Raw genomic sequence first — 21,571 nt, forward strand, 5'->3', positions numbered from 1 at the left:
TTTGCTCCAATTGGCATATAGGGTCACAGTCCTTTTTATAGAGTTGGTAAGTATAACTGCAACTGAAAGTTATAACTCTGATTAGCGTTGCTGTTATACTTACCCTCAATTATATGTTAAGCACTTACGATCTCCATCGTATCCGATGCGATCATAAACTCTTCGTCTGTAGGAATAACCACCACTTTCACTTTCGAATCCGGCGCACTGATTACAGCCTCATCTCCATGTATCTGGTTATTCATATCATAGTCGAGTTTAATTCCCATAAATTCTAGATCTTTGCAAATCACTTCTCTCGATATAGAGTGATTCTCACCAATACCTCCTGTGAAAATAAGCACATCCAACCCGCCAAGAGCAGCAGCGTAAGCTCCTACATATTTGCGGATACGATATGTAAATATATCGAATGCCAGTTCGGCTCTCTTATTACCGTCATTGTCTATAGCGGCACGAATATCACGCATATCCGAAGAAATACCCGATATACCTTGCATTCCACTGAATTTGTTCACAATAGTAGACATGGTTTGAGGTCCGATATTCTCTTTCTCCATAATAAACGAAAGTACTCCGGCATCCACATCACCCGAACGTGTTCCCATCAAAAGTCCTTCGACAGGAGTCATACCCATACTTGTATCGACTGATTTTCCACCCACTACAGCAGCCAGTGAACCTCCGTTACCAATATGAGCCGATACTATTTTCTGATCTTCGTAAGGTACTCCTAGAAATTCGCATGCACGACGGGTCACATACCTGTGACTGGTTCCGTGGAAACCATAACGTCTGATCGCATATTTTTCGTACAGAGAATAAGGCAATCCGTACATATACGCCTTAGCAGGCATAGTCTGATGGAAAGCCGTATCGAATACCGCTACCTGAGGGATATCTCCCATCAAATCTTTTACGGCATTAATACCGGCAAGGTTCGGCGGATTGTGCAGAGGTGCAATGTCTATACATTCGACTACTTTTGTCATTACTTCGTCGGTGATAAGCACACTCTTGTTGAATTTTTCTCCTCCATGTACTACACGGTGACCCACGGCATCAATCTCACTCAAAGATTTTATACAACCATATTTTTCACTGGTCAATACTCCAAGTATATATTCGATTCCCGATTTGTGTTCAAGAATTTCTCCTTCAAGAACCACTTTGTCCGCACCATGAGTGAATTTAAGAAAAGAACCTTTCAAACCTATCTTTTCAATTCCTCCCTGAGCTATGACATGTTTGCTTTCCATATCGAAAAGCTTATATTTTATGGATGAACTTCCGCAGTTCAATACTAATACTTTCATAAATCTTCTTGTTAAGTAACGGTAAAATAGGTCTGAGACCTTAAATTAAATTGTTAGGTCCCAACTGCTTTCCGGCTTCATCATAGATATAGAAACCACGTCTCTCTTTCGCTCCGTATTGTTTTGAGTGATAAAGTCTCCACAATATCGGTGAGGCTTTATATTTCTTATCGCCATATTCGTGGAACATATCTTCCATCAGCATAACAATCTTTTCTATGCCAATAAGATCCGCTAGTTCAAATATACCGTAACGCTGTCCATATATGATTGTAAATTCTTTATCAATATCTTCGAGGGAGGCCAGGCTTTCCATTAATATGTGGCAGGCTTCATTCAACATCACCACCAATAGACGCATACTCACAAGACCGCTGCTCTCGCGCACTTCAACAGGAATATGTTTAATAAGCTTTGCAAAGCGGATGACCTTTTCCGACACTTCAGATGTAGTGAAGATACCCTTCACTATTTCGAGCAAACGGGCATCACTGTGAGGTATAGGGAAATGAATGCTTACACATCTGTCTTTATGTATCAGGTCTGCCGAAAGCTCACTGATAATCACGGTTGTTGCATTTGTCGCAATAACTGCATCGGGAGCAAGAACCTCTTCCAATTTACGGAAAACTTCTTTACGCAAGGCAATACTGCGTTCTCCATTCGCTTCGTAGCGGATACACTCTATTACGAAATCACAATCTTTCAGATCGGCATAATCCAACGAACCGGTTATGCGACCCATTGTCGCTCTCTTTTCACTCTGGGTTAACCCCCAGTTTTCTATCTTTGTATCAAGGCTATGCTCTATCTCTCTAAGAGCATCCTGAATTTTGTCTTCCGATATTTCGATAAAGACAACTTCGAGCCCCGATTGCGCCGTCAGGTTTACAATACTACGCCCGTCGCGACCACAACCGACTACGCCTATCTTAGAGAATAATGCTTTTTCTCCATCTTTTTTGCTTAGTCCATAACCTTCTATCGGTTCTTTTATTTCAGCCATATGTAATTATTATATATTCCGTTATTAAGTTTTATGATAGAGAAAGGTCTACTTCCCTATTTCTTCTTTGCAGCGATAGCCTGATTAGCTGCAATAGCTACCAATTTATAAATATCATCTACTGAGCAACCGCGAGACAAGTCGTTAACGGGAGCTGCCATACCCTGCAAAATAGGACCTACCGCTTCGGCTCCACCTAAACGCTGAACCAATTTATATGCGATATTACCAACCTCAAGTGAAGGGAATACCAATACATTAGCATTTCCGGCAACCTTACTGCCCGGAGCCTTGCTTGCTCCTACTGATGGCACTAATGCTGCATCGGCTTGTAATTCGCCATCAATCTGAAGCGACGGATCTATTTGTTTTGCCAATGCCGTAGCCTCAACGACCTTGTCTACCATCGGGTCTTTGGCACTTCCTTTAGTTGAGAAACTCAACATTGCCACTTTTGGTTCTTCTCCAACCAAAGCTCTGGCTGTATGCGCCGACGCAACTGCAATTTCAGCCAATTGAGATGCTGTAGGGTTAGGAGTTACAGCACAGTCTGCAAAAACAAGAATACCATTAGGTACATACTGATTGTTTTCTACAAACATCAGAAATGCCCCTGATACTACGCTGATACCCGGTGCTGTTTTAATAATCTGTAATGCAGGACGCAAAACATTTCCGGTAGTATTTTGTGCACCGGCAATTTCACCATCGGCATCACCGTTTTTAATCATCAAACATCCCAAATACAATGGATCTTGAGCTAATGTAGCAGCTTGTTCCGGTGTCATCCCTTTTGCTTTACGCAATTCAAAAAGCAAGTTTGCGTACTCTTGTTTCTTTGCGTTGTTTTTAGGATCAACAATCGTCGCTTTATCAATATTGTTCAGACCGAACTGCGATGCAAGTTTTTTTATTTCATCCGGATTACCGATAAGAATTATGTCAGCCACACCATCAGCCACCAGTTTATCTGCTGCTTTAAGTGTCCTTTCTTCAGTACCTTCAGGTAATACAATACGTTGCTTATCAGCTTTCGCCCTTTCAATAATCTGATTAATCAAGTCCATAATATTTTGTTATTTTATTTTTTATTGTAGAGATAGATATATAATATTTCACGTTTACAATTATCCTTACAAATATAATGAATTGTAAAATGGAGTTTGCAATTTAAAGAAAGAAAAATGCAAACAAATTATATAATAAACGAATTTTTCACAGAAAGGTTTATCCCTTATTATTTTATTTTGATGTTTTGTACAGCCCAATCAGATATAGACTTTATATACGACACTATCTCCCGTCCTAATGAGGTCAACTCGTATTCAACTCTGGGTGGAACTTCGGGATAAACTGTTCTCAACACAAAAGCATCTTCTTCCAACACACGAAGGGTCGAGGACAGCATCTTAAGGGATATACCATCTATGCTAGATGATAATTCAGTGAAACGCATCACCCCATTTTCCGACAATGTATTAATGATCAGTACAGACCATTTATCTCCAAATCGATCCATTACAACCCTAAAGGGGCATCGTTCGGAACATAATTTTTTTTTCGCAAATTTTCCTGACATAATTCTTTGACAAATAGCAATACTAACCTTCAGGTTATATTCTGACAAAATATAACTTATTGTATTTCAATACACATAAATATATCTTTATCTCTCAAATATAACATATTCCATCAAAAAAACGACACGTTATATTTATTCCAATTTCAACAAAAACAATTTCAATATGAACATTACATTCAAAGACACCGTCGATTTTAAAGCTCAGCAATTGCAGAATTTATTTTTATCTGTAAAATGGTCTTCGGGGCACTATCCCGAAAAACTAGTTATAGCCATGAAACATTCCGGCTCTGTATTCTCGGCATGGGACGGCGATAAGCTAATCGGCTTGATAAGCGCAATGGACGACACCATTATGAACGCTTATATCCATTATCTACTCATAGACCCCGAATATCAAGGAAAGGGCATAGGCAAACAACTCATAAATAAAATAAAGGAACGGTACAGCGACTTTATGAGAATCATACTAATCGCCTACAACAAAGAGGTGCCATTTTACCATAACTGTGGTTTTGAAAGCGGAGAAGATAAAACACCGATGTTTATTACATCTTTGTGGACATAAGAATAAAAAGAGAAGATTTTATTTTTATGTCAAAAAAATCATAATCTTTTGTATAACAGAAAAGAACTCTTATCTTTGTGCCGAATTTTAATCAAAATAAAAAGAAATCATGTATTTAGATTCTGAAAAAAAGAAAGAAATCTTTGCTAAATACGGAAAGTCTAACACTGATACTGGCTCACCAGAAGCTCAGATTGCTTTGTTTTCGTACCGTATTTCGCATTTGACCGATCACTTGAAGTCAAATCATAAAGATTATAACACTGAACGTTCTCTTAAAATGTTAGTAGGTAAGCGTCGTCGTTTACTTGACTATCTGATAGAAGTAGATATCGAAAGATATCGTGCTATCATCAAAGAACTAGGTATCAGAAAGTAAAATCTTTCCGAACGAAACAAAAGTTACTACTTCGAGAAATCATGTAGTAACTTTTTCTTTTTCTTCTCACAGGGACTATTTTCACGTATTATTGAATATTCGCAGACACTTAGCATCAAATGTTATTCACGAGTCTACCCTTTCTTGTTCTGTTTTTTATTACCTTCTCCATATATTACCTGCCCTATTTAAGAAAATACCAGGTTTCTATATTAGTAATAGCCAGTTTGTTTTTCTATGCATACGATGAACCTTGGTTTACTTTACTTCTGTTATTTTCGGCCTCGATTAATATACTTACCAGTTATTATGTAGTGTACGGAAATCAAAAAAACAGAAAACTAATAGCTGTTTCAGGTATTGTCTTAAATCTTGCCGGATTAGCCTTTTTTAAATACAGTCCTCTTATTTCGCAAACACTATTTTCGGCAGACAGTTCTGTCGGACATTTTCTGCTCAAGATACCTTTACCCATAGGTATTTCGTTCTTTACATTCGAAGGAATAAGTTTAGTTATAGATGTATGGCGAGATAAAAAAGAAGATAAAACCACAACTTTAGTTACCCCTTCATTAGCAAGACATGCACAGCGGACTCTATTCTTTATTTCGTTCTTTCCGCACCTCATCGCAGGACCTATCCTGAAGGCACACGATTTTTATCCGCAGATAGCCGAAAAAAATTTTAGAAATATAGCATGGGAAAGCGCATTCAAAACACTCATTACCGGCTATTTTCTGAAAATGGTAGTTGCCGATAATCTCAAAAATTTCACATTTTGGATTGCCTATCCTTATTTTGAGGCATACTCTACAATCGACCTGTGCACTATGCTATTCGGATATTCGATACAAATATTCGCCGATTTTGCAGGATACTCTCTGATCGCAATAGGACTTGCAAAATTATTCGGATACGATTTTCAAACAAACTTTTATTTCCCGTACATATCGACCTCCTTCAAAGAGTTCTGGAAAAGATGGCACATATCACTATCTACATTCCTGATGCAATACTTATATATTCCTCTCGGAGGTAACCGGAAAGGAAAATTTAGGACATACCTCAACCTCCTTTTAACTATGGTATTAGGCGGACTATGGCATGGAGCTGCATGGAGTTATGCGACATGGGGCTTATTCCATGGAGGAATGCTGGCTATCGAACGGCTCGTAAACGACAATGTGAAAATAAAACTACCGAAATCGGTATTGATACTTAAAGGACTCTTTGTTTTCATAATGGTAACCCTTGCTTGGTTATTATTCAAACTTCCCGATTTCAGCCATGTAATTAAGTATTTTCAGGCAATGGGAAATAATATTACAAATCAGGGAAATGTAAAGCTCAATATGTATATTTTCCTATATTCGTTTCCGGTGATAGTTTATCATTTCCTTTACTTATACAAAGAGTCAAAACTAATAACGATTATACGGAGCAAAGAATATGTAGTATATGCAATACTCTTATTCTTTATTGCAACTAACAGCGGCATAAGTGGGTCATTTATATATTTTCAATTTTGACATGATAAAAAAGACACTTCTTACATTTCTTATCATTATCTCAACCTATATTATATTTATCCAATATTTTTCAAATCCGGATAAGTATACTTCGGAGCACCAATGGCAAGATAACCAAATAACGGTACAAAGATTCTTATATAACAACACCGACTCTATAAATCATTTTATTGTCGGCTCATCATTAGCCTTTAGATTAAGAGGAGAAGACCTTCCGGGCTTTTATAATCTGTCTTATGGAGGGTTGAGCGCATTTGATGGACTGAACTCATTAGCCAAAAAGAATATTTACCCCCGTTATCTATTCATCGAAATGAATTTTATTGACCGCCCTGTGAATAAAGAATTCAATTCGTCATTAAATAATCCACTGATGTGTGTATTGCGAAAACATTTTTTAGCATTCAGAGACGGAAAACAGCCAATATCATTCATTGCATTTCCAATAGGACATAGACTGTCGTTATATACTCTATACGTATTACAGTCTGGAATACATAAAATTATACCTGAGAATACATACTCAAATATGAAAAATAAGAGCATCAATGCAAACCCGATGGAAACAGAGATAATCCCCAGACAGATGAAACGATTTTCGATTGAGCCTGCAGACATTGACAAAACAATGAAAGACTTGGGTAAATATGTTTCTGTACTGGAAGAACATGGAACAAAAATTATATTCTTTGAAATGCCGATACAACATCAACTGGAGAACTCACCCCGGTGTATTGCTGTAAGGTCTGCTTTTTATCATAACTTTCCCCGGGATAAATATACATATATCGATAGTCCTGACATGAAAGAGTACGAAACTACTGATGGAATACACCTGAATTATCCCTATGCAAAAAAATATACAGAATATTTTTACCGTCAAATAAAGAACTTAGGCTTAGACCGGTAGGCTTCCTGATTTAGGAGGAATTTCATCTATGTTTTTATTCACTCTGTAATGAGGAGATAACAATTCTACCCCGGCTTCACCGAATACATCCTGAATATGTTTCTTAAGTTCCGAATAAATATGCGGCATCCGGTTAGCTTCTCGTGTATATACATTCAGCTGATATGATACATAAAACTCATCAAGAGCCTCTTGCTGTATAAATGGTTTCGGATTTTTTAATAGCAACTCTGTCCTATTTGCAACTTCTTTCAATAGTTCGTGTACCCTAGTCCAGGGAATATCATAGCCGATAGTTACGGACGTATATAATATCAGTCCATATTCACGTGCAGACTGCGAATAATTAATTGTTTTGGAATTCATCACACTCGAATTAGGAATAGTGATTAACTCATTCTTAGATGTCTTTACCCGAGTTACTAAAGCCGTTTTTTCGATTACATTACCCACACAATCATCCATCTTTACACGGTCTCCGATTTTGAAAGGACGCATATATGTAATAACCAGACCTGCTACAAGGTTACCGATAACCGACGTCGATCCCAACGAAAGCAATAGCCCCGCAAACACAGACACTCCTTGAAATATCGGCGAATCCGATTTTGGCAGATAAGGAAATATCAAGATAAACATAAATATATACAAAATACCGCTCACAATATTATAGGTAGGAACCGCCCAATCGGCATAAAAACCTTTAATCGTGATTTTGCCTTCGGCTACCCTATCAGCCAGTGATTTGATAAACTTCTGCCCGTACCTGAATATGACAATTATCACAAGAATTGTAAATAGTTTGGGCATATAATCAGCCACACTTTTAGCTATAGATCTCAACGGAATCACAACATATCCCCAGAGCTGATCGGCCCATCCCATAGTTGCCGGAAAGACCTTAAACAGAGCCCATAACCCCCAGTATAGAGAAAAGATAACGATAAAAAAGCGTAATATCTTTAACAAAAAGATTAATATATACACCTGTTTATTAGCGTCTATCAGTCCTACAAGGCTTTTTATATGTCTGCCTCGCTGAAGCCAGATCAGGACTCTCACCCTACGGGTGCCCTTGATTATAAGCCAAATAATAAGACCTTGTACAGCTATAATCAGAATGGTATAACCGATCTGTATGGCAATACGTTTGAGACTCGTCTCATCCTGCTGCTTCTGGATGGAACTAATAATCTCATCGAGATAGTTTTGAGCTAATTCCGAACGTGTAGTTTTCAAGAAACTGGCTTGGAGGGTATCAACACTCATAATGATGTCACCCTTATACATAATATTTATATTACCGTTTACATCAACAAGCTTCATTGAATCCTCTGCGAAAAAAGGATCCTCTTCCATCTTGGATATCCTTTCATTGATAGCTTCCGCTCGTTGTTTTGCTGTAAAAGATCCGATATTGCCGTATACAAAGAAAATAGTGTCACGGAAAGGAACCACCGGAGATTTTCCGGGGGCTATTTTAGCAACCTGAGCCGTATCTGCTTTCGATACCTCAACTTTCTTCTTATTCTTTTTAGAATTTCTCTTTTGTGCGGATGCCGGATCTAAACTAAAAGCTAACAAACCCAAGATACACAAAAAGTAAAAGATGTATGAATTTCCCTTGCACATATACTTTTCACAATTAGTAATCAGCAAATATAATTATATATCGGTAAAAGCAATTTTTCCGGCTGGCATTATTTTTTTATCCACACCCAAAACCACCGAAAATTAATGCCATGTATCAAATCTGATAAAAGAGCAATTCTTCCGGATACATCAATAAGCAATCGTATTTATCTATAATACATATAAATCGGAAGGCTTAATTAAAATCCTGAAACAAAAAATATCTACCTTTGTTATTACCTAAAATACTGATGCGTTTATATAATATAAGCCGGGTGTTTTACGTTTTTGAAATCAATGGCAGGTAAGTAATCCTGTATGAAGCTAAAAAACTTAATATGAATATTTTCAATTATAAAAGACGGCAATCATCTGTTGCCAACATAGGCAATACGCCGCTTGGAGGAAATAATCCGATCAGGATACAATCGATGACAAGTACCAATACCAATGATACGGAAGCCAGTGTCGAACAATCTATCCGGATCATCGAAGCCGGAGCCGACTATGTACGCCTTACTGCACAAGGGGTAAGAGAGGCCGAAAACCTGAAAAACATAAAAGAAGAGATTAGAAAGAGGGGTTATTCAACACCTCTTGTCGCCGATATACACTTCAACCCTCGTGCAGCCGAAGCAGCGGCAAAATACGTAGAAAAAGTACGTATCAATCCGGGGAACTTTGTAGACGGAGCGAAAACTTTCGACGGAAAAGAACTTACAGAAGAAGAATATGCTGCCGAGATAAACAAAATCCGCACTAAGCTGACTTCTTTTCTCAATATTTGCAAAGAACACAAAACAGCTGTCCGTATAGGTGTCAACCATGGTTCGCTGTCAGACCGTATTCTGACCCGCTATGGAGATACTCCCGAAGGGATGGTCGAATCATGCATGGAATTCCTTCGAATATGTATCGAGGAAGATTTCAGAGATATAGCCATCTCCATGAAAGCATCAAATACTGTAGTGATGACAAAAGCAGTACGGCTGCTTGTTGAAAAAATGAATGCAGAAGGTCTTGCTTTTCCTTTGCACCTTGGTGTTACCGAAGCCGGAGACGGAGAAGACGGCCGCATCAAATCGGCTGTTGGTATAGGAGCTTTACTATCGGATGGAATCGGCGATACCATTCGTGTATCACTCAGTGAAGACCCCGAATACGAAGTGCCGGTAGCTAAAAAACTGGCAAATTATATAAAAGAAAGAGAAAATCATCCGGAAATAAAAGCAACCGTAAATTCGGGCTTTTCTCCATTCTCTGCATTACGCAGACAAACTTATGCCGTCGGCAATATCGGAGCGGATCATCTCCCGGTTATAATATCCGATAGATCAAACGGCGATTTCGATTTTAACGTACACTTCTTACCCGATTATATCTACGTCGGTAAGAATCTGACAGAAAGAACCCCCAGGGCAATCTCTTTGATTATTGATTTCGAAACATGGACAAATGAGAAGAATACCTATCCGTTATTCACTAAAGACAATCTGAATAAGGCTGGTCAAGTTAATTCTGATATTAAATTTGTCCGGCTGAGCTATCCTGAGCTGACAGACGATATCTTATCAATACTTAAAGCCGATAAAAGTATCGTAATCATACTTACAACCAACCATATAAACGGTGTCGGCGAACAACGGGCATTCATACATACTCTCATGAATAATGATTGCGAAATACCCGTTATCCTGCAGCGAAAATACAACGAAAACGAAGCCGAAGACCTTCAGATCAAAGCGGCTGCAGATTTAGGAGCGGTACTTCTCGATGGATTCGGAAACGGTCTGATGCTTCAGAATTCGGGAAATATCGAATATAAAAAAGTTGATGCATACGCATATGGTATTTTACAGGCAGCACGGGTACGCACCAGTAAAACAGAATATATTTCGTGTCCGAGCTGCGGACGCACCCTCTTTGATCTGCAATCGACAGTCGCAAGGGTAAAAGAATCTACTTCTCACCTCAAACACCTGAAAATAGGAGTAATGGGCTGTATAGTAAACGGTCCCGGCGAAATGGCTGATGCCGATTACGGATATGTTGGAGCTGAAAAGGGTAAAATATCTCTGTATAAAAAGCAAACCTGTATCGAAAAGAATATTCCTTCGGATTTGGCTGTCGAAAGATTAGTCCAACTCATCAAAGAGAATGGAGACTGGAAAGATCCGGAATAAACACTGAACAGAATAAAATAACGCACAATGTATTAAGGTCTCAGACCTATTTGTTGACTTTGCAAGTGAGAAACAAGAGTCGGTTATCGCTTAAAATACGTCATTAAATACTTTCTGTAACTTATAGTGAGACCTTAATAAATTATAATACATTGTGTTAGTTAAATATAAAAAGCGTATTTTTAGCCCCTGAAAATTTATTTTATAAGAAATAAAGAGGTTTACAGCCTCAAAGAACGTATTAATGAGATTCGGCGGTTTAGCACTCACTGTATTGATTATTTTATGCTTCACTATGAACCTTCGGGCTCAATGGGATGCCCAGATCAGTCAATACTGGAGAACAAAAACTTTTTTCAACCCTTCTTTTGCCGGTGAAACAGATTCCATACAAGCATCTGCACTCCACCGCATGCAATGGATAGGGATAGAACACGCTCCACGGACATTTGTAATCAATACAGATATGCCGGTTCGCTTTCTGGATAGAAAACACGGGGTGGGAGTACTGGTTAATACCGAATCGATAGGGTTATTCAAAAACATGTTTGTCGGAGGACAATATGTCTTTAAAAAAAGCTGGAAGAAGAATACTTTAAATATAGGAGTACAGGCCGGATTTATCAACATCGGTTTTGATGCTACAAAAATCCGCATTCCCGAAGAGTTGAAAGACTACGAGGAAAATGTACCTGCGGCAGAAGCAAACGGAAAATCATTTGACGCCGCCATCGGTATATCTTGGATAACCCCCAAATACTATATCGGAGTATCTTCGACCCACTTAACACAACCCAAATTCGACATCGACGACAATACAGTTCTTGATATCAACAGGATATATTATTTCACAGCAGGCTATAACTTAAGATTCAAACGGTCGAAATACGAATTTCAACCGTCTGTCCTGATAAAAACAGACACAAAAGCCACTCAATACGATATAACAGCCAGAGTTGTATATAATAAGACGTTTAATGGCGGTATATCTTGGAGAAAAGACGACGGTTTTGTATTTTTGCTCGGGATGAACGTATACGGATTTGATCTTGGTTATGCGTATGACCTGTCGACATCCGAAATATCGAAGGCCAGCAGCGGAACTCACGAGTTTGTAATACGCTATTATATACCCGTCCGGCTGACAAAAAAAGGACAAAACAGCCATAAAAGTATTCGAATACTTTAAAGGCCTCTTGCTATTTTATATAAGTGATGTATAACAGGCTTTGGCTGATTTCTGACCAAAGCAATAAAAAGGTCTCAGACCTTAGAAACAAGACTTTATGATAAAGGGATCCGGATTCTCAGATAATATGAAGAAATCTATTTTTACCGCAGTCTCTGCCCTACTTATACTTTCGTCCTGCGGAAAACCGGGAGGAGCCGGAAGTGTAGGCGGTGAACTTGTCGGCGCAGGCGGATCGTCATGGGCCGAGCCTGCTCCTTTCGGGATGGTATTAGTATCGAGAGGGCACATAGCTATGGGACCATCCGACAGCGATTCACTATGGGGGCAGATTGCCAGTGCCAAAGGTATCTCTGTAGATGCTTTCTGGATGGATGATACGGAAATAACAAATTCAGAATATAAGCAGTTTGTATACTGGGTAAGAGATTCCATTATCCGTGAAAGGCTCGCTGACCCTTCATTCGGAAATGATGAAACCTACAAAATAACCGAGGACCGATACGGAGACCCCGTAAAGCCATACCTTAACTGGAAGAAAGCTATTCCCTGGAAACGTCCGGACGAATTTGCAGAAGCAGCTCTTCTCAGCGTAACAAAGGTAAATCCGATAACAGGAGAAAGAGGAATCGACCCCGAACAGCTTAATTTCAAATACGAATGGTTTGATCATACCGAAGCCGCAAAACGGCACAACAGGTTGAATCCATCTCAACGCGTACTTAACACCGATATTGTTGTAGATCCTAACGAGATGGTTATGATCTCCAAGGATACCGCGTTTATCGATGAGAACGGTAAGCCTGTGAACCTGACTATCAACAGGCCGTTGAGTTCTTTATTTGATTTCGTAAATACAAAAATCGTAAATATATACCCCGATACAACTGTTTGGGTAAATGACTTCAATAATGCGTACAATGAACCTTATATGAGAATGTATTTCTCTCATCCCGGTTATAACGATTATCCTGTGGTAGGGGTAACATGGGAACAGGCTACTGCTTTTTGCGAATGGCGAACCATGTTTTATAAAATGGGTATCGGAGCCAGAGGAGGCAGGGATATCGAGCCATTTCGTCTGCCAACCGAAGCCGAATGGGAATTTGCAGCCCGCAGCGGACGCTCCGAAAACAAATACCCTTGGGATTCGGAAGAAACCCAGTCAGAAAAAGGATGCTTTCTTGCAAACTTTAAGCCCGGAGAAGGAAATTACACAAAAGACGGAAACCTCATTTCCTCCCGAGTGGGAACATATGCTCCGAATGTTTTCGGGTTGTACGATATGGCGGGTAATGTATCGGAATGGACATCGACACAATACACCGAAGCCGGAAGCAAAGAGATGAGCGATATGAACCCCGAAAACAGATACAATGCTGCAATTGAAGATCCTTATGCCATTAAAAAGAAGGTGGTAAAAGGCGGCTCATGGAAAGACGTAGGTCGGTTCATACGAGGAGATATGCGGGAAGCCGAATTTCAGAATCAACCCCGTTCGTATATCGGATTCCGTTGTGTAAGAACTCAAATCGGATTTTCGAAATCAAAAAAATAAGGTTACAGACCTTCATTAAGCAATCAACAAACCCTAAATAATAAAAAACAAAATGGGTAAAAAATACAGGCGATATAAGAATTTTGTAGAGAAATATCTTGACAGCAACACAGGTAAACGCTTTTTCAATATAGTGTATAGTGTTGGTGCTGCGATCGTAATTTTAGGTGCACTTTTCAAAATACTCCACCTGCCTTTTGGTAACCAGATGTTAATGATCGGGATGATTACCGAAGCTATCGTATTCTTATTATCGGCATTCGAAAGTCCCGGTAAAGATTACAAATGGGAAGAAGTATATCCCGTACTTGCCGACAACGAAGATTTTGTACCTAAGGCAGACAGAGAGGCGGTAAGACCACATGCGACAAGACCAGTTGTACAAACTCAGTCAAATGTACAAGGTGTACAAACATCTCCATCGGGAATAAATATTCAATCAGGTACTGTTTCACATTCTGTTTCTTCGGGAACAACCATAACAGGCGGAGCCATGAATTCGGCTGATGTGGTAGGAGCCTCCGAGGGGTATGTAAGCCAACTCACCCAGATGTCTGAAAACATGGAAAAATTTGCTAAGGTAACCGAATCTCTGGGTAATATTTCGGACTCTCTGTTAAAATCATTCCAAACTATTATCGATAATTCGGAAGGCATCGGAAATAACACTCAAGGTTATGTAACGCAGATAGAAGCCCTTAACCGTAATATTGCAGGACTGAATACCATATACGAAATACAACTAAAAGGTGTAAGCGGGCAAATAAATACGATAGAGCATATTAATGCCGGACTCGACCGGATAAAAAAACTATACGACGGATCGATGGCAGACAGTGCCGTATTTAAAAATGAAACAGAGAAGATGGCTCAGCAACTAGCCGAACTTAACAGGGTATATGCCCGTCTGTTACAGGCTATGACCAGCAATATGAATATGGGCGGCGGTTTTAACCCTCAGGCAGGGAATACGCCTCAGCAACCCTAAAAGAATCCACTTACTGAATATCCGTTTCATAAAAACAAGATAAATGGCATCAAATAATCCAAAGTCTCCAAGGCAGAAAATGATAAACCTCATGTATCTGGTGTTTATCGCTATGCTGGCACTCAACGTTTCGTCCGAAGTGCTGGATGGATTTGACTTGGTAGAAGAGGGTTTGACACAAACAATAAAGAGCACCGAAGGTCAAAATCAACTGATCATCGATAAACTACAACAGATAAATCAACAGAATCCGGTAAAAGCCAGCGAATGGTACAACAAAGCAGATAATTTTTCGAAAGAATCTGATAAGCTGGTAAGTTACATTCAGGATCTTAAACTACGGATTGTAAAACAAGCAGACGGAAAAAACGGAAAACTCGACGAAATCGAACACAAAGAAGATCTGGATGCAGCCCCCATCATCATGCTTGGCATTAACAAAGAGGGAACGAAGCTAAAAACCGAAATAAATCAATATCGGGACATAGCTATAAACCTTGTATCAAGTGAATCTAAGAAAACAATCATCAACGAAAGATTAAATACCAATGTGCCCAAAAAGGGACGCTTGGATAACAAGAAATGGGAAGAAACCCTTTTCGAGCAAATGCCGGCATCGGCAGCCATTACCCTCCTGACAAAGATACAAAGTGATATACGTTCGGCTCAAGGAGAGGTTTTAGCTGATTTGTATGACAATATAGGAGCTAAAGACTTCAGGGTAAATAAGCTGGAAGCTCAGGTTGTACCTAATTCCCAGTTTGTTACAGCCGGAGGATATTATGAAGGACAAGTTGTTTTATCGGCTGTCGATACTACTAAAAACCTCACATTCAGCAGCAATGCAATCAATCCAACAAGCGGATTATTCAAAATACCGGCCGGAGCAGTAGGAGTAAATAAAGTATTTGCAGGAACAGTTACACTGACATCTCCAGACGGGTCTCCGATTGTACGATCATTTGAGAGTAAATACCATGTCGTACCCCGTACAACTACTATTCAGGTAGCAGAAGCAAATGTGCTGTACCAGGGAGAACCTAACGTTCTCACAGTTTCGGTTCCGGGTATGTCGAACGATCAACTGAGAGTAAGTGCAACCAACGGTTCTATTTCCAAGTCGGGAGCCAATTGGATAGCTACCCCTTCGAAAGCAGGAACGAATATGAAAATATCGGTATATAACGGCAGTGCCTTCGTAAGCGATCAGGAATTCAGAGTACGCTTATTACCCGATCCTACTCCATATATCGAATATAAAGACGCCGGAGGAAACAGCAAACGTTTCAAAGGCGGACGTATCTCAAAGGCGGTTATAGTAGGAGCAGACGGCGTTAAAGCCTCTATAGATGACGGACTTCTCGACAGACAGTTTACCGTACTGCGTTTCAGTACCGTATTTTTCGATTCTATGAACAATGCCGTTCGTGAAATTTCGAATGGAAGCAGCTTTTCCGACAGGCAAAAAGCTCAGATAAGACAATTGGCTAGAGGTAAATCTTTCTTTATTTCAGACGTCAAGGTAAGAGGTAAAGACGGAGTCGAGAGAGACCTGACAGCTATTGAAGTAAGAATTAATTAAGGTCTCAGGCCTTGAATGAAGATATAAGGTCACAGACCTATTTATTATTTTACAGTACATTATGATAATGAGAAGATTATTTCTAGCAATCACTATAATGATGTGTGGCCTACTGGTTACAACATCCGTTTATGCTCAGGAAACACTGAGAGAGCGGATTGCCCGAAGACAGAACCAGCAGCAATCGTCCGAACCTCAATTATCGGTTAGGGCTCAGATCAAGAATCAATCTCAAACACAGCAGATTGACAATGCTCCGTGGATTCGTGAAATTTATCGTTTTCTCGATCTGAATAAAGAGAAGAATGCGGCTCTTTACTATCCGGTAAATCCGATCGGAAGCAGAATGAATTTCTTTACACTGATATTTAATCAATTCCTATCGGGTAATCTGGATGTATATAAATACCAGTTGGATGGTACTGAAATATTCACCGATGAATTCAAACAGACACCTAAAGATATATTGGATCAGTTCGAAATACTTTATAAAGAAGAAAACGGCAAATATATAGTCGAGAACGTAGATATGCCGAGCAATGAGGTCCTTGGTTATTATATCAAAGAAGCATGGTATTTCGATAAAAACAATTCGGTAGTGGATGTCAAACCTTTAGCTATATGTCCGGTTATGTTCAGACAAGACGACTTCGGAGCAGAAAGCACCCGTTATCCGATGTTTTGGATTCCTTACGAAAACATACGTCCGTATGCCGCCCGTATGCCCATCATGACATCGAGCCTCAACAACGCATCGACTCAGACTATAAATGACTTCTTTATCAAACATAATTTCGAAGGAGAAATTTACAAGACAACAAACGTCAGAGACCTTTCTCTGGCTCAGCAATATCCTGATGCAGTGCAACGGAAGAAAGAAGAGAAAAAGATAGAAGCTCAATTGAAGCAATTTAACGACAGCCTTTGGGTAATAAATGACTCGATTATAGCCACTCAGGCTGTTGCAAAGGCAAATAGTAAAGGTAAATCCAAGAAGGCTGAAACAGGAGGATCTTCCAATAATGGAGGAAGCATAGGCACAACCAACAGAGCAGCCGTACAAAAAGAGGCCAAATCTCAGAAATCGTCTCCGGCACGGAGTATGCGCAACAGAAAAAGAAATTAAGGTCTCATAATTAACAGATAATGAAAAAGCCAAGAAAGCTGGTATTCTCTACCAATAACGAACATAAGCTCGAAGAAGTAAAAGCTATACTCGAACCATATTATCAAATTCTAAGTCTGAAAGATATCGGTGACGATACAGATATACCCGAAACGGGAGAAACCCTTGAAGACAATGCTCTCATAAAAGCCAACTACCTTTGGGACACTTATCATACAAATTGCTTTGCAGATGATACAGGACTCGAAGTAGAAGCCCTTAACAATGCTCCCGGAGTATATTCTGCACGTTATGCAGGTGAGCAGAAAAGTTCAACCGACAATGTGGCAAAACTTTTAAAGGAACTGGAAGGAAAAGAAAACCGTAATGCACAGTTCAGAACAGTGATAGCCCTTATTATAGACGGGAAAAAGTATGTATTCGAAGGAAAGATTAAGGGGGTTATAACTACTTCTGCACGGGGAAACAGCGGATTCGGATACGATCCTGTTTTTCAGCCTGAGGGCTATGACAAAACCTTTGCTGAACTAACTTTGGCTGATAAAAATGAAATAAGCCATCGGGCAAGAGCCGTTGAGCAACTTGCCTTATTTCTCAGGAAATAAAACTATCGGAGAAAAACAACACTTTTGACATATAGCTGACGATCCGGCTATAATACTATAAAACAACACATCCTCTTAACACAAGCTGCCATGTTTCGATGGAAAGACTTTTTCTATTATTCTAAAGGTAATCGAATTGGTATCACCTTATTATTGATACTCCTTTTTGTTGTCGGAATTTTCTATGTGGTACTTCATAAGTTTGTACCTCTTGATCCGTCCTATATCGCCCAAACAGAGGAAATGGAAAAGGACTTTAACACATTCCAGGAAAGCCTTATTTCCGTACCCGAAGTTACAGATGAAGATTCTCATGAAAACAACTCTACTCCGACAAAAAAGAGTTCGAAAGCAAAGCCTGAAAAACTAAAAGACGGACAAACAATCGATATCAATGCTGTATCTGCTCAAACTCTAACGAGAATACCGGGAATAGGCGAGACATTTGCAGAGCGTATAATCGATTATCGCAACGCTTTGGGGGGATTTATCCGTCTGGATCAGTTAAGGGAGATCAAAGGCATTACAATGAATAAGTACAGCAAAATATTGCCGTATATCATTTTGAAAAAGCCACATTATACATTCAATATTAATACGGCTTCAGTAGCACACCCTTACCTCAACAAGCAGCAAGTAGAAGCCATAAAAGCAATTCGTATGATTAACAAGATACAATCGGTTGAAGATCTTGCCGAGAGTGAGCACTTTACGGCAAAAGATCTCGAACGACTAGAGCCTTATATTCGATTTGAATAAAAAAAGAGGAATAATCGTATAATTATTCCTCTTTTATATGTTAATTACTCACTTACGAGAACTTTGGTTTACGTCCTCCCTTGCGGTGTTCTTTCTTTCCTGAATCGGAGAATGAACGGTCTCCTCCCCTATCGCTGCTTCCTCTACGGCTGTTGTTATAACCGCCACCTCCTGATGAACGGCGGTCACGACGTTCGGCAACTGCTCCACCCTGCGCTACTTCGACAGAGATACGGCGTCCGTTTTCTTCCTGACCTTTCAAACTGCTGATCACTTTCTGAGCATCACCTTCGGGTACTTCGAAGAATGAGAAATTCTGCATCAAATCAATACGTCCGATACGAACTTTACCGGGAACGAAGTCATTGATCAATCCCATCAAAGTTGCAGGATTTACATTATCTGTACGTCCGATATTGATAAACAAGCGAGAATAACCTTTTTCGGCAGAACGAGAACCTCCGTTTCCACGAGCTTCGAAACGGTCTCTGCTATTGCCACGGCTGGTACCACGATCTTCACGTGAATATCTGTCAGATGGAGCTTCAATCTCCTGAGCTTCACGATAATAATCAATCAAGCGGTTAAATTCGAGAGATACTACACGTTTGATAATATCTTCTTTCTCTAACCAATCCAAACGACGGTAAACATCCGGAAGCAATCGTCCGATTTCGTCTTCGTTTACTTTTACCTTTTCGATCTTATCGGCAAAAGCGAATAATTGTTTTTCGCAGATAGCATCTCCCGAAGGAATAGTCTGCTGCTCAAACTTCTTATTCATTATTTTTTCTATCTCACGGATTTTACCTTTTTCTTTTACGTGAGCTATTGCAATAGAGATACCAGTCTTGCCGGCACGTCCTGTACGTCCGCTTCGGTGATTGTACGACTCGATATCGTCAGGCAATCCGTAATGAATAACGTGTGTAAGGCTATCTACATCCAAACCACGGGCGGCAACGTCTGTAGCTACCAAAAGCTGTAGATTACGTACACGGAACTTCTGCATCACATAATCACGCTGAGCTTGAGAAAGGTCTCCGTGTAATGAATCGGCATTGTATCCGTCCTGAATCAGTTTATCTGCGATTTCCTGAGTTTCGCGACGGGTACGGCAAAAAATAATACCGTATATACTTGGATAATAGTCAGCAATACGCTTCAATGCCAGATATTTATCACGTGCATGAACCATATAGTACACATGTTTCACATTATTAGAACCTTCGTTCTTACGGCCAATGGTAATCTCTTTGGGAGACTCCATATATTTCTTTGTGATTTTGGCAATCTCTTTCGGCATGGTAGCCGAGAAAAGAAGCATTGAACGATCTTGAGGAACTTTGGAAAGTATTTCATCGATACTTTCAGTGAATCCCATATTCAACATTTCGTCTGCTTCATCCAGAACCACATATTTTACGTTTTCAAGTTCAACTGTCTTACGGTTGATAAGGTCGATCAAACGTCCGGGAGTAGCCACAATGATTTGCACTCCTCTCTTCAATGTTTTGATCTGGCTTTCGATACTCGAACCTCCATATACAGGAAGTACTTTTAAGTTATCAATATATTTTGAGTAATCTGCCAAATCTCCGGCGATCTGTAAACAAAGCTCACGAGTAGGAGCAAGTACCAATGCTTGCGGTACATTTTGTTTAACATCAACTTTCTGCAATAATGGAAGTCCGAAAGCAGCGGTTTTACCTGTTCCGGTTTGTGCTAATGCTATTACGTCTCTGATTTGATCCAATAAGTAAGGAATCACTTCCTCTTGTACGGGCATTGGATTTTCGTAACCCATTTCTTCGATTGCTCTTCTGATTTCGGGAGCAACACCTAATTCTTCAAATGTCTTCATTAAAAATTTTAAAGATTTTCCGTCGAAAACAATCTTTCTATCATTCTCTCCACCTTAAGGCATATATATTATACACGACTAAGAAATCAGAGAAATTGATTCCAACATTTATTTATATTCCTGCAACAAGAATAATCCTCAACTCTCAAAAGCTGCCTGATCTCTTGTTTCATTTGTTCTTATGGAATATAGACTCTTAGCCCCTTTACCTTGGTGATAGATAACACTATTTATTCAGATTCTCCTTTTTGTAGAAAATATATAGAATCTAAGTCCTTATAAAAACTGGCACAAAGGTAGTGACTTTTTTTGGATTGTACAATAGTGGCTTTATTCTACAAAAAGGTAACAAAAGTAACAGCGGAATCACTCTTTTTCGAGTGATACCTTTTTGCTTTTCCTGAATTTTCAGAACCATTTTGAGGACTCTTTCTGTATAGATAAAATAAATCCGGGCAGATAAGTTTTCTCTTATCCACCCGAATCTTATAGCCCGTCTAAAACTTATTTCACGACAAATACAATATTTATATAATCATCGTAATTTGCCTTCTTGATGGTAGTATAATTCATTACACCGGCAGCACTGATACTGTTTATGGTAATCCGTGACGGATCGTGATATGTTACATAATAAAACAGATCGGAGGCTGACGCAAAGTGCGGTATTGTCGACGGTGCTCCCGTACTTTTGTACATAGGTGATCCATACTCTGTCTTATATTGAGCATAAAGGTCTTTGGTTGCAGTACCTAATGTGGTTGTAGATATATTGATTGAGGGCATATAGAAGAA

The 21,571-nt window shown here is 39.5% G+C and carries 18 protein-coding genes and 1 pseudogene; 12 read left to right on the top strand and 7 right to left on the bottom strand.

What is annotated here, in order from left to right; genetic code table 11:
* Positions 1-116 precede the first annotated feature (116 nt).
* From K322_RS0112240 to K322_RS0112255, 4 genes are all read right to left on the bottom strand, one after another.
* Positions 117-1,316 carry an acetate/propionate family kinase gene (locus K322_RS0112240; protein ID WP_026627157.1) on the bottom strand — a complete coding sequence of 400 codons (1,200 nt, stop codon included), beginning with the start codon at positions 1,314-1,316 and terminating at the stop codon, positions 117-119.
* 40 nt (positions 1,317-1,356) lie between these two features.
* Complete coding sequence (locus K322_RS0112245) at positions 1,357-2,322, bottom strand: 3-hydroxyacyl-CoA dehydrogenase family protein (protein WP_026627158.1); 966 nt, start codon at positions 2,320-2,322, stop codon at positions 1,357-1,359.
* Positions 2,323-2,378: 56 nt separating this feature from the next.
* Positions 2,379-3,389, bottom strand: coding sequence for a phosphate acetyltransferase (gene pta, locus K322_RS0112250; protein WP_026627159.1), 1,011 nt, complete (start codon positions 3,387-3,389; stop codon positions 2,379-2,381).
* A gap of 170 nt (positions 3,390-3,559) precedes the next feature.
* Positions 3,560-3,901 carry a winged helix-turn-helix transcriptional regulator gene (locus tag K322_RS0112255; protein WP_035332014.1) on the bottom strand — a complete coding sequence of 114 codons (342 nt, stop codon included), beginning with the start codon at positions 3,899-3,901 and terminating at the stop codon, positions 3,560-3,562.
* A 166-nt stretch (positions 3,902-4,067) separates the two neighbouring features.
* Between K322_RS0112255 and K322_RS0112260 the strand changes: the two genes are divergently transcribed.
* The 4 genes from K322_RS0112260 (at position 4,068) to K322_RS0112275 (ending at position 7,290) form a co-directional block, all read left to right on the top strand.
* Positions 4,068-4,472, top strand: coding sequence for a GNAT family N-acetyltransferase (locus tag K322_RS0112260; protein ID WP_026627161.1), 405 nt, complete (start codon positions 4,068-4,070; stop codon positions 4,470-4,472).
* A gap of 109 nt (positions 4,473-4,581) precedes the next feature.
* On the top strand, positions 4,582-4,851 hold the full coding sequence (rpsO, locus tag K322_RS0112265; protein WP_026627162.1) for a 30S ribosomal protein S15: 270 nt from the start codon (positions 4,582-4,584) through the stop codon (positions 4,849-4,851).
* Positions 4,852-4,970: 119 nt separating this feature from the next.
* Positions 4,971-6,380 carry an MBOAT family O-acyltransferase gene (locus K322_RS0112270; protein WP_026627163.1) on the top strand — a complete coding sequence of 470 codons (1,410 nt, stop codon included), beginning with the start codon at positions 4,971-4,973 and terminating at the stop codon, positions 6,378-6,380.
* Between the two features lies 1 nt (position 6,381).
* Positions 6,382-7,290, top strand: coding sequence for a hypothetical protein (locus K322_RS0112275; RefSeq protein ID WP_134435557.1), 909 nt, complete (start codon positions 6,382-6,384; stop codon positions 7,288-7,290).
* Here the strand turns inward: K322_RS0112275 and K322_RS19325 are convergent.
* Positions 7,279-8,922, bottom strand: coding sequence for a mechanosensitive ion channel family protein (locus K322_RS19325; protein WP_035332016.1), 1,644 nt, complete (start codon positions 8,920-8,922; stop codon positions 7,279-7,281). The genes K322_RS0112275 and K322_RS19325 overlap by 12 nt on opposite strands.
* Before the next feature lie 338 nt (positions 8,923-9,260).
* Here K322_RS19325 and K322_RS0112285 point away from each other — a divergent pair, with 338 nt between their 5' ends.
* From K322_RS0112285 to K322_RS0112320, 8 genes are all read left to right on the top strand, one after another.
* Positions 9,261-11,105: a 4-hydroxy-3-methylbut-2-en-1-yl diphosphate synthase gene (locus tag K322_RS0112285; protein WP_026627165.1), complete on the top strand. Its 1,845-nt coding sequence runs from the start codon at positions 9,261-9,263 to the stop codon at positions 11,103-11,105.
* A gap of 244 nt (positions 11,106-11,349) precedes the next feature.
* Positions 11,350-12,294, top strand: coding sequence for a PorP/SprF family type IX secretion system membrane protein (locus K322_RS0112290; RefSeq protein WP_035332018.1), 945 nt, complete (start codon positions 11,350-11,352; stop codon positions 12,292-12,294).
* Between the two features lie 127 nt (positions 12,295-12,421).
* Positions 12,422-13,852: a T9SS ring complex lipoprotein PorK/GldK gene (gene porK, locus K322_RS0112295; RefSeq protein WP_026627167.1), complete on the top strand. Its 1,431-nt coding sequence runs from the start codon at positions 12,422-12,424 to the stop codon at positions 13,850-13,852.
* A gap of 52 nt (positions 13,853-13,904) precedes the next feature.
* Positions 13,905-14,840 carry a type IX secretion system motor protein PorL/GldL gene (gene porL, locus K322_RS19330; RefSeq protein WP_051290777.1) on the top strand — a complete coding sequence of 312 codons (936 nt, stop codon included), beginning with the start codon at positions 13,905-13,907 and terminating at the stop codon, positions 14,838-14,840.
* A 43-nt stretch (positions 14,841-14,883) separates the two neighbouring features.
* Positions 14,884-16,422 (top strand): type IX secretion system motor protein PorM/GldM, encoded by a 1,539-nt coding sequence (porM, locus tag K322_RS0112305; RefSeq protein ID WP_026627168.1) that lies wholly within the window; start codon positions 14,884-14,886, stop codon positions 16,420-16,422.
* Positions 16,423-16,489: 67 nt separating this feature from the next.
* Positions 16,490-17,548 carry a type IX secretion system ring subunit PorN/GldN gene (porN, locus tag K322_RS0112310; RefSeq protein ID WP_026627169.1) on the top strand — a complete coding sequence of 353 codons (1,059 nt, stop codon included), beginning with the start codon at positions 16,490-16,492 and terminating at the stop codon, positions 17,546-17,548.
* A gap of 20 nt (positions 17,549-17,568) precedes the next feature.
* On the top strand, positions 17,569-18,153 hold the full coding sequence (locus tag K322_RS0112315) for a non-canonical purine NTP diphosphatase (RefSeq protein WP_035332021.1): 585 nt from the start codon (positions 17,569-17,571) through the stop codon (positions 18,151-18,153).
* 90 nt (positions 18,154-18,243) lie between these two features.
* Positions 18,244-18,912, top strand: a complete 669-nt coding sequence (locus K322_RS0112320) for a helix-hairpin-helix domain-containing protein (RefSeq protein ID WP_026627171.1) — start codon at positions 18,244-18,246, stop codon at positions 18,910-18,912.
* A 52-nt stretch (positions 18,913-18,964) separates the two neighbouring features.
* On the opposite strand, the gene K322_RS0112325 is transcribed toward K322_RS0112320, so the two are convergent.
* Together K322_RS0112325 and K322_RS0112330 are read right to left on the bottom strand one after the other, a co-directional pair.
* Positions 18,965-20,776, bottom strand: coding sequence for a DEAD/DEAH box helicase (locus tag K322_RS0112325; protein ID WP_026627172.1), 1,812 nt, complete (start codon positions 20,774-20,776; stop codon positions 18,965-18,967).
* A 504-nt stretch (positions 20,777-21,280) separates the two neighbouring features.
* Positions 21,281-21,571: pseudogene (locus tag K322_RS0112330) on the bottom strand (hypothetical protein); the annotation flags it as partial.

Origin of the sequence: Indolivaga capnocytophagoides DSM 22835 (genome assembly GCF_000426485.1) — a bacterium.
In the GTDB taxonomy this organism is placed as follows: Bacteria; Bacteroidota; Bacteroidia; order Bacteroidales; family Dysgonomonadaceae; genus Dysgonomonas_A; species Dysgonomonas_A capnocytophagoides.

Coding starts and splice junctions, on each gene's coding strand:
- K322_RS0112240 (WP_026627157.1), bottom strand. CDS start 1,316: ATGAAAGTATTAGTATTGAACTGCGGAAGTTCATCCATAAAATATAAG.
- K322_RS0112245 (WP_026627158.1), bottom strand. CDS start 2,322: ATGGCTGAAATAAAAGAACCGATAGAAGGTTATGGACTAAGCAAAAAA.
- pta (WP_026627159.1), bottom strand. CDS start 3,389: ATGGACTTGATTAATCAGATTATTGAAAGGGCGAAAGCTGATAAGCAA.
- K322_RS0112255 (WP_035332014.1), bottom strand. CDS start 3,901: ATGTCAGGAAAATTTGCGAAAAAAAAATTATGTTCCGAACGATGCCCC.
- K322_RS0112260 (WP_026627161.1), top strand. CDS start 4,068: ATGAACATTACATTCAAAGACACCGTCGATTTTAAAGCTCAGCAATTG.
- rpsO (WP_026627162.1), top strand. CDS start 4,582: ATGTATTTAGATTCTGAAAAAAAGAAAGAAATCTTTGCTAAATACGGA.
- K322_RS0112270 (WP_026627163.1), top strand. CDS start 4,971: ATGTTATTCACGAGTCTACCCTTTCTTGTTCTGTTTTTTATTACCTTC.
- K322_RS0112275 (WP_134435557.1), top strand. CDS start 6,382: ATGATAAAAAAGACACTTCTTACATTTCTTATCATTATCTCAACCTAT.
- K322_RS19325 (WP_035332016.1), bottom strand. CDS start 8,922: ATGTGCAAGGGAAATTCATACATCTTTTACTTTTTGTGTATCTTGGGT.
- K322_RS0112285 (WP_026627165.1), top strand. CDS start 9,261: ATGAATATTTTCAATTATAAAAGACGGCAATCATCTGTTGCCAACATA.
- K322_RS0112290 (WP_035332018.1), top strand. CDS start 11,350: ATGAGATTCGGCGGTTTAGCACTCACTGTATTGATTATTTTATGCTTC.
- porK (WP_026627167.1), top strand. CDS start 12,422: ATGAAGAAATCTATTTTTACCGCAGTCTCTGCCCTACTTATACTTTCG.
- porL (WP_051290777.1), top strand. CDS start 13,905: ATGGGTAAAAAATACAGGCGATATAAGAATTTTGTAGAGAAATATCTT.
- porM (WP_026627168.1), top strand. CDS start 14,884: ATGGCATCAAATAATCCAAAGTCTCCAAGGCAGAAAATGATAAACCTC.
- porN (WP_026627169.1), top strand. CDS start 16,490: ATGAGAAGATTATTTCTAGCAATCACTATAATGATGTGTGGCCTACTG.
- K322_RS0112315 (WP_035332021.1), top strand. CDS start 17,569: ATGAAAAAGCCAAGAAAGCTGGTATTCTCTACCAATAACGAACATAAG.
- K322_RS0112320 (WP_026627171.1), top strand. CDS start 18,244: ATGTTTCGATGGAAAGACTTTTTCTATTATTCTAAAGGTAATCGAATT.
- K322_RS0112325 (WP_026627172.1), bottom strand. CDS start 20,776: ATGAAGACATTTGAAGAATTAGGTGTTGCTCCCGAAATCAGAAGAGCA.